The organism is Devosia geojensis (assembly GCF_000969415.1).
In the GTDB taxonomy this organism is placed as follows: Bacteria; Pseudomonadota; Alphaproteobacteria; order Rhizobiales; family Devosiaceae; genus Devosia; species Devosia geojensis.
The window spans coordinates 1-5,393 of the sequence record NZ_JZEX01000038.1 but is presented as its reverse complement, the minus strand read 5'-3'; the positions used below and the strand labels follow the sequence as shown (position 1 = coordinate 5,393).

The 5,393-nt window shown below is 67.8% G+C and carries 4 protein-coding genes; 3 read left to right on the top strand and 1 reads right to left on the bottom strand.

Annotated elements, in window-relative coordinates; genetic code table 11:
- On the bottom strand, positions 1-829 hold an 829-nt coding region (locus VE25_RS02230; protein ID WP_046106958.1), incomplete at its 3' end, for a helicase HerA domain-containing protein.
- Between the two features lie 244 nt (positions 830-1,073).
- Between VE25_RS02230 and VE25_RS02225 the strand changes: the two genes are divergently transcribed.
- The 3 genes from VE25_RS02225 to VE25_RS02215 all read left to right on the top strand — a co-directional run bounded on the left by VE25_RS02225 (position 1,074) and on the right by VE25_RS02215 (position 5,129).
- Entirely contained in the window at positions 1,074-1,790 is a 717-nt protein-coding gene (locus tag VE25_RS02225; RefSeq protein ID WP_046106957.1) for a GntR family transcriptional regulator, read from the top strand.
- 92 nt (positions 1,791-1,882) lie between these two features.
- Complete coding sequence (locus VE25_RS02220) at positions 1,883-3,577, top strand: ABC transporter ATP-binding protein (protein WP_046106956.1); 1,695 nt, start codon at positions 1,883-1,885, stop codon at positions 3,575-3,577.
- Between the two features lie 241 nt (positions 3,578-3,818).
- The gene (locus VE25_RS02215; RefSeq protein WP_046106955.1) at positions 3,819-5,129 is read left to right on the top strand and encodes a PQQ-dependent sugar dehydrogenase; all 1,311 of its coding nucleotides are present in this window, start codon (positions 3,819-3,821) and stop codon (positions 5,127-5,129) included.
- Positions 5,130-5,393: the final 264 nt, after the last annotated feature.

Here is a 5,393-nt window from a genome sequence, read left to right as displayed (position 1 = left end):
GCTCCTCTGCATCGACGCGCGCTTCGGGCAGGGGCGTCAGCTTCGGGCTCGTCGAGCGCGCCGAGGTTTCGACCGCGCCGATGACGACCGGAAGCGGCCGGCGGGCCATCGCCGGGCCCAGCGCCACGAAGTGGCCGCGCGCCAGGTCGCGGAACTGTTCGGCCTGTCGCCGGTCCATGCCGAGGAGGTCCGCGGCGCGGGCCATGTCGATGTCGAGGAAGGTGCGGCCCATGAGGAAGTTCGAGGCTTCCGCCGCGACGTTCTTGGCGAGCTTGGCGAGGCGCTGCGTGGCGATGACGCCGGCAAGGCCGCGCTTGCGGCCCCGGCACATGAGGTTGGTCATGGCGCCGAGCGAGACCTTGCGCGCTTCGTCGGCGACCTCGCCGGCGGCGGCGGGCGCAAAGAGCTGCGCTTCGTCGACGACGACCAGCACCGGATACCAGAAGTCGCGGTCGGCATCGAACATGCCGCCGAGGAACGCGGCGGCGGCGCGCATCTGCTGCTCGACGTCCAGCCCCTCGAGGTTGAGGACCACCGAGACGCGGTGCTGGCGGATGCGCCCGGCGATGCGGGTCAATTCGTTCTCGGTGCGGGCGGCATCGACGACGAGGTGGCCGAACTTGTCGGCGAGCGTCACGAAATCCCCCTCGGGGTCGATCACGCACTGCTGCACCCAGGGCGCGCTCTGCTCGAGCAGGCGCCGCAGCAGGGTCGACTTGCCCGAGCCCGAATTGCCCTGCACCAGGAGGCGGGTGGCCAGCAGTTCCTCGAGATCGAGCAGGGCCGGTTGCCCGCCGGGCGCCGCTCCCATGTCGATGTCGACCTTCATGCCTTCTCCGGGTGGACTCAAGCGTTAAGCGTTGCTGTCCCTTAGCACCTCGGGCAAGCGCTCGGCCAGTCGTCGGCCGGGCAACCCACAAGGGGTTGGCGCGCCGTCCACAGGCAGCATTTGACAATCGGCGAGGGGATCGTCCATCTTGTATGGAAGATGGTCGGGCAACGTCCCGCATCGACCTCGGCGTCGATTCTGGATAACCATCGGCGGGACGACGCAACGATTTCGAGGTAGCCATATGGCCGCAGAGGTGCTGCAACCGGTGGACGAGGCGGTGAGCGACACGATCGCGTCCCGGATCGTGGCGGCGCTGCGCGACGAGATCGTGACCCTGAAACTGAAGCCGGGCGACGCGATCTCGGAGAGCGATATCGCGGCGCGCTACGGCATCTCGCGCCAGCCGGCGCGCGAGGCGTTCATCCGCCTCGCCCAGCAGGGGCTGCTCCTCATCCGCCCCAAGCGTGCGACCGTGGTCAAGAAGATCTCGGCCGACGGGGTGCGCCAGTCGCGGTTCATCCGCGAATCCATCGAGGTCGAGATCGTGCGGCGCGTGGCGGCCGCGGGCGGGCCGGAGACGGGCCGGGCGCTCGAAACCATCATCGCCGATCAGGAAGAGGCGATGCGGGCCGACGACAGCAACGGCTTCCACGTGCTCGACGAGTTCTTCCACCGCACCCTCGCGCGGCTGGCCGGCGTCGAATACGCCTGGCAGCTGATCGACGACCACAAGATCCAGCTCGACCGCGTTCGCTACCTCACGTTGGGGGTGGCGAGCCAGCAGCGCGCCATCGCCGAGCACAAGGTGATCGCGGCGGCGGTCGCGGCGGGAGACGTTACGGGCGCGGAGGCGGCGATGCGCGCCCATCTCGCCCGCGCCGAGGTGCTGCTCGGCCAGACCATCGCCGACCATCCGGATTATTTCGAAGCCGAGGACGGCGAGACCGAGCCCGCATAAGGCTTTCCGGGTCCTTGATTTTGACGCCGCGTGCCTTCAAGGTGCACGGCCCTGTTTCCATATCCCGATAACACCCCCACGCGGAGTTCCCCATGAAGACCGCGGGCTGGACCATCGTCGCCGCGCCGGTCGCCGCCATCTATGGCCGGTTCTGGCGCGAGGCGCACTGGATGCTCATCGGCATCGCCTTGGTCGTGCTCGCCTCTTCGGTCGGGGCGGTGGCGACGCCCTATATCTTCTCGCGCCTCATCGATGCGCTCGATGCCGGCCGGCAGCTGCCGGCGGCGATCGCGCTGATGTTCGTCGGCTACGCGATCGTGCGCGGGCTGACCATGTCGGGCCAGTATGCCGTCAACTTCATGTCGGTGATGGCGGCCGAGAACCTCAACTTCATCGCCGCCACCTCATTCTTCGAAAAGCTGCTGAAGAAGCCCGTCAGCTTCTTCATCGAGCACAATCCCGTCGAGATCCAGACCGCGCGCGGCGAGGGTCAGCACTCGGTCTACGTGCTGGTCCAGGTGGCGCTCGTCATCCTCATCCCCGGCATCACCCAGATCGTGCTGGCGATCGGGCTGCTGGGAGCCGTCATCAATTTCGAGATCGTCCTCATCGTCCTCGTCTACGGCGTCATCTATGTCACGGCCACCTACTTCGCCCACCACTGGACGCGCCCCTATCTCGACAAGGCCATCGAGGCCAACCAGGAGAACGCCAAGTTCGTCGGCAACGCGGTCAACGCCATGGAGACGCTGCGCTACTTCAACGGCGACCGCTGGGTTTCGCAGAGCTTCGCCGGCAAGGCCGACGAGGCGCGCAACGCCTGGATCGGCTGGTCGCGGCGGCGCGCGATGCTGGCGCTGATCTTCGGGGCGGCCGCCGCCGCGCAGCTCGCCATCACCTTCGTGCTGCTGCTGCCGCGCTTTGCGGCGGGCGAGCTGTCGGTGGGCGATATCGTCCTCATCAACACCCTCCTCATCCAGCTCAACCAGCCGTTCGAGATGCTGGGCATGTCGATCAACGAGGTGCTGCGCGCCTATTCGAGCTTCCTGCCGTTCGCGCGCATGTGGAACGCGCCCGAGGACACCACGGCGGGCACCACCGGCCCGCTGCGGCTGACGGACGGCACCCTCGCCTTCGAGCATGTGAGCTTCGGCTACGGCGAGAAGCGCACCGTCACCGACGTCAGCTTTTCCGCCCGGCGCGGCGAGATCACGTTCCTGACCGGCGAGACCGGATCGGGCAAGTCGACGCTCTTCAAGCTGGCGTTGAAGGCCATCGAGCCGCAGGCCGGGCGCATCACCGTCGACGGGATCGACCTTGCCGGCATCGGGCGGGAGAACTGGTATGCCGCCATCGGCGTCGTGCCGCAGGAGGTGATGCTGCTCAACGATACGCTCGCCGCCAACATCGTTCTCGGGCGCGAGCGCCACGAGGCGCGGCTGCGCCGGGCAGCGGAGCGGGCGGCGATCCTTGCCTTCATCGATGCGCTTCCCGAGGGCTTCGAGACCACCGTCGGCGAGCGCGGCCTCAAGCTCTCGGGCGGCGAGCGGCAGCGCATCGCCATCGCCCGGGCGCTCTATGCCGATCCGGACTTCCTCTTCCTCGACGAGGCGAGTTCCGCGCTCGACGAGGCGACGGAGGCCGAGATCGTTTCGGAACTGCGCCGGCTCGGCGCGAAGGTGACGATCCTTGCCATCACCCATCGCCGCAGCGTCATCGCAGCGGGCGACCAGGTGATCGCGCTCGATGGCGGTTCGGCAAGGGCGGATGCGGCCATAGGTCCTTGAGTTTCCGGCTCCCCTCCCCTCAAGGGGGAAGGAGGCGAAAGAGCCGCCTGTTTTTGCCGAATCCCGAGACCGCGCGCTGGAATCCGGCGGAAATCGGTTCTCCCGCATTGCGCAAGCTTTCGTCTTGCCGCACAAAGACATGGATTTTGGTCGTCGCGTTTCCGAACCGCAAAAGTGGTGTGCTGGAAACGCTCTCAAGCGCCGGCGGTTCTCGCCGGAGGCCCCCCAGGGAGAGGTGATAATGTCGGGAAGCGGCTTTCTGTTGCTCGTTGTCGTGGTTGCGTTGGCCGCCGTGGCCGTCTGGTGGCTCTTTTTCCGGCGTGACCACGGGAACCACTCTCCGGTCTTCGGCACGAACCCGGCCATTCCCGAGGCGCGCTCGCAGGGCAGCATGCCGACCCTCAAGATGCCGACCGCCCGCGGCTGGGGTCCGGGTGAGAAGCCGGCGGCCGCGCCGGGCCTCAAGGTCGAAGCCTTCGCCATGAACCTCAAGCACCCGCGCTGGGCCTACGTGCTGCCCAATGGCGACGTGGTGGTGGCCGAGTCGGCCTCGCAGCCAGGGCGCATCCGCAGCATCCGCGATATCGTCGCCCACCGCACCATGCGCCGGGCCGGCGCCATGCAGGAGAGCGCCAACCGCATCACGCTCCTGCGCGACACGGACGGCGACGGCGTGCCCGAGACCCGCGAGATCTTCCTCGAGGGGCTGAACCAGCCCTTCGGCATGGTGCTGATCGGCGACACCTTCTATGTCGGCAACACCGACGGGCTCGTCGCCTTCCCCTATGCGGCGGGCGAGACGGGGATCACCGCGCCGGGCAGGAAGCTGCTCGATCTCGTGCCGGGCGGGCACTGGACGCGCAATCTCCACGCGAGCGTTGACGGCAAGAAGATCTATATCGGCGTCGGCTCGCTCTCCAACATCGGCGACGAGGGCATGGCGGCGGAAGAAAACCGCGCCTGCATCATCGAGTACGATATCGCGAGCGGCACGAGCCGCATCTTCGCCTCGGGCTTGCGCAATCCCGTCGGCATGGCCTGGGAGCCGGTGACGGGCGCGCTCTGGACCGTCGTCAACGAACGCGACGGCCTCGGCGACGAGACGCCGCCCGACTACCTGACCTCGGTCCAGGACGGGGGTTTCTACGGCTGGCCCTACTGCTATTGGGGGCGGACGGTCGACGACCGCGTGCCGCAGGATGCGGCGATGGTCGCCAAGGCCATCACCCCCGACTACGCGCTCGGCGGCCACACCGCCTCCCTCGGCCTCTGCTGGCTGCCGGAAGGGACGCTCCCCGGCCTGCCGCAGGGCATGGTCATCGGCCAGCACGGCTCGTGGAACCGCAGCAAGCTCAGCGGCTACAAGGTCATCCTCGTGCCCTTCGCGGAGGGCAAGCCCTCGGGCAAGCCGATCGACCTGCTGACCGGCTTCCTCGCGCCCGACGAGCGGTTTTCGCACGGGCGCCCGGTCGGTGTGGCAGTCGCTGCCGACAAGTCGCTGCTGGTGGTGGACGATGTGGGTCATGCGGTCTGGCGGGTAACGGGGGCTTGAGGAGCACCATCCTGCCTCCCCCACGGGCTGTCACCCCGGCGAAAGCCGGGGCCCATCCTGAGATGCAGCACCAGCCGCAAGGTGTGTGAACGGGGCAACGTTTGCGGCACTCCAGTTGTACTGGAACGTTCCATCTCCCACCGGCTGTCATCCCGGCGAAAGCCGGGACCCAGTAAACGGCGGCGCCGATGCCTTGCCGTAAAGCTGATGAGCACTCCTGCGCACGAGCTCTGACCCCGCGTGTACTGGGTCCCGGCTTTCGCC

Bases quoted from the DNA above. Each gene is read 5' to 3' on its own strand.
- VE25_RS02225 (WP_046106957.1), top strand. From the start codon at position 1,074: ATGGCCGCAGAGGTGCTGCAACCGGTGGACGAGGCGGTGAGCGACACG.
- VE25_RS02220 (WP_046106956.1), top strand. From the start codon at position 1,883: ATGAAGACCGCGGGCTGGACCATCGTCGCCGCGCCGGTCGCCGCCATC.
- VE25_RS02215 (WP_046106955.1), top strand. From the start codon at position 3,819: ATGTCGGGAAGCGGCTTTCTGTTGCTCGTTGTCGTGGTTGCGTTGGCC.